This is a genomic window from Tunicatimonas sp., from assembly GCF_049647865.1.
GTDB lineage: Bacteria > Bacteroidota > Bacteroidia > Cytophagales > Cyclobacteriaceae > Tunicatimonas.
On sequence record NZ_JBARYM010000827.1, the window covers coordinates 1 to 3,097 of the forward strand.

Below are 3,097 nucleotides of genomic sequence, written 5' to 3' on the forward strand. Positions count from 1 at the left end.
CCCTTGAATGATTTATTTTTCCCCTTTAATTCGGGATAGTAACTTTCAACAAAGTCGACATAATTATTGAAGCCTTTCGAATCGACACTTACGTTCCAATCACTTAACATCGTTGGCAAGTCTTGTATCCGCTTATTGAGTTCAATTAAGACTTCCAAGTCAAAGTATGATGCATTATTAATGTCATGTTTCCACCAGGCTTTCAGAAATTTCAAAATTGAATCTTGTTCATCAGTTTCCCATTCTTTCCAATTTCTGTAATCAAGCTTACCTAAAATCACAAAAGTGTCGACTATCAGTTTTCGCGTTGCAGCAAGTTCAAAAATTCGGGGTAAGTAATGTTTGAAGTCGTTAACGTCACCCCATGTTGTCATCGCCTTGAAAGCATATCTCGAAACATCATCGTCTTCTAAATCTCTTAATTGTTTAGAATGCAAAGTCGACTTATCACTATTAGATACACAGCAAGGACATCCTTCAATTGTGGATTTGAACGGGTATTTTGCGAACCTATTATAAAGTTCTTCTATCGCTATTTTGAATTCTTCTGTCATTTTTGCTAACCGCTAACGTTTAGTATATGCGTAGTTGCTGACGATAGGAAGTAATTATCGCATATACAATGTTAAGCATAGTTTTACTTATTCAATAAAAATCATTTCTTTCCTGACATAAGAAATTAATGTCTTTTGCTTATGCAATACTTCATATCCAATTAAACCATCAATGTCAATTTTATAACCTTTATTTAGGTGCGATATGTCACTAAAAAGGGTTGACAAGTTCTTAAAAGACTTAGTACCTATTTTGGTCTTTTTAATCTTCCCTTTGTTTACTTCTTTGGGTTGGTTCTCTGCACCTATTAAAGTATCTATTTTAATTTGTCTTGTGTGTTTTTTTATTGTTTCAAATAACTTATCACTAATCAGATTTGATTCGGCACCACAATCAATACCATATGTTAGAGTTAAGTTGCCAATTTGCGATTTTACTATTGGGATATGACCTTCCAACTCAAACGGAATCTTCTGTAAAGTAGCATCTGTTAGGTTCTCTCTTCTATACTTCTCAAAAGTCGCTGGATTGATAAGAGTAAGTTTGAGTTTTTTGTAATCAAAAATTATATCATAATCTTTAATTAGTTCATAACCTATAAGTCCGTACAAATCAGTTTCTAACGATTCTTCCAAATGAGACAAATCCAAAGTAATTACATCCTGATTATTTAGTTTAATTCCACTAAAGTCCAATTCTTCTACTTTCATAATGTCCATACCTGAAATATTCCCACTAACACCCTCAGAAGAGGAAATTGTTTTTTTTGTAGTATCTCTTTCAGAAATATACTTCGAATTCAATATTACTTTGGGTGATCCACTATCTAAAATAAACGTCCTATATCCCCCATTAAAAATGACCTTTACTGCAATTAAATTGCCAGCCATAGTAAAAGGAATTTCGATAACATCTTGGTTACTTTTTTCTATATTGGTTTCGTTTTTCATCGTCTTAACTTCCATCTTAAATAAAGTCAAATCTTTTAGCAGATTATTCTCATTAAAAATAAATACTGCCTCTTTCGTACCCATTGCCTTATAATCAATATTGTAAACCAATTCGAGTTCTTTATCTGTTCTATTTTGTCTAATTTCTTTTTGAGAATTCACACTTTCTCCCAACTGAGAAAAAAGCTGATTAAGAACCATTTTTGCTAATTCCCCATTTTGGCCAGCTATTGTAAAATCATCCGCTAAGTAATTGTTTAGACCTTCGGATGAACTGATATTAATTGATTCAATTGTAAGTTCTACGATTTTTCTACATTTATTAATGTCTTGAGCTAAAGTTACTTGGGTAATAAATAATAGTGGAATTAAAATTCTTAAATTTTTCATTATCTGTTTTATTTTAATTATGCTTAACTAGTGTATAGCCGCTATAGTAGCCATTGCACACTTACTATAGGGTGTATAGCCGCTATACCAAATATAAAAATAAAAGTGAGAGAAGGCTATCCCAATGTTGTTTGCTGCGTCAAAGTAAAGCTAAACGGAAAGGTTATGCCAATTTTTTACCATTACAGTATAAGGCTTACGAATACTAGCAACTTCTTCTACTAACCGCGTCACCTATGAAATTAGGACATATCGCTACCGGATACTAAGAATCATAGAAAATAGGTGCCTTATAACTGAAACGCTTATGTATCAGCAGTTGATAATTAGGATAAATAGTATGCATCCAATAGTTGGAAATCTAGAAAATGAAGTCAAAGGAATGCTGATTCGCGTTTATTTCAGCAATTGTAGATCAGTTAAGAGTTTTGCACAAGTTGCCATTTTGGGTTTAGCAATGTCGAAGAAGAACGGTCAATAGAGTGCTCAATCGCTCAGCTTAAAGCCAAACAGTGGGTAGCCGTCCACGTTGGGCGATTGTTTGATTAGGCGGTAGCCGTTTTGTTCCATCATGACCAGAAACTCGTCAATACTAAGTAGTCGTTTGGCGCATTTCTTTGATGAGCAAAACTCACCTTTGCCATTTTCTCCTTTGAAGCCATCTCGAATAAAAATATTTCCAGTTGGTTTGAGCTTCTTACGTAAATCTTGCAGCATCGCATCTGGCTTATCAAAGACATGAATAGTAGCATTAGAATACATAACGTCGATGGATTCGTTCGGTAAATTAGGCTGATCGGGAGTGCCGTAGACTAAATGAAACTGATTTCGCTCCCCCAGATCATAGCCAAGCTGCCCAGAGTAATGCGTAATCATTTTGTTGACATTCCCTTGCTGTAGCGTTTTACGGTCAATATCCTGAATATACACTGCACAGCTATCTAACTGGGTAGCCATAATTACCGTGAGTGCCCCAGAGCCAGCTCCTACATCAGCTACTGCCATTCCGGGTTCTACGTCCATAAACTCAACAATAGGCCGGAAGGTATTCTGAGCTTCTTCTATGCTAAGCACGGGGCCTTTGGCGTAAGGCACACAAGCCGATAGTATGAAGAGAATAGAGAATGCTTTAACCGGATTTTTCATATTAGTTAGCATGGTACTAACGCGAATGGTAAACAATCATTGTAATTCGCTATGCT

Annotated in this window: 3 protein-coding genes; all 3 read right to left on the reverse strand. The window is 35.2% G+C overall.

Annotation, left to right across the window (positions count from 1 at the left end):
* On the reverse strand, window positions 1-437 hold a 437-nt coding region (locus tag WBA23_RS23890; RefSeq protein ID WP_424584790.1), incomplete at its 3' end, for a hypothetical protein.
* Window positions 438-641: 204 nt separating this feature from the next.
* Window positions 642-1,895 carry an aspartyl protease family protein gene (locus WBA23_RS23895; RefSeq protein WP_424584791.1) on the reverse strand — a complete coding sequence of 418 codons (1,254 nt, stop codon included), beginning with the start codon at window positions 1,893-1,895 and terminating at the stop codon, window positions 642-644.
* Window positions 1,896-2,381: 486 nt separating this feature from the next.
* Entirely contained in the window at window positions 2,382-3,041 is a 660-nt protein-coding gene (locus WBA23_RS23900; RefSeq protein ID WP_424584792.1) for a class I SAM-dependent methyltransferase, read from the reverse strand.
* Between the last annotated feature and the right edge of the window lie 56 nt (window positions 3,042-3,097).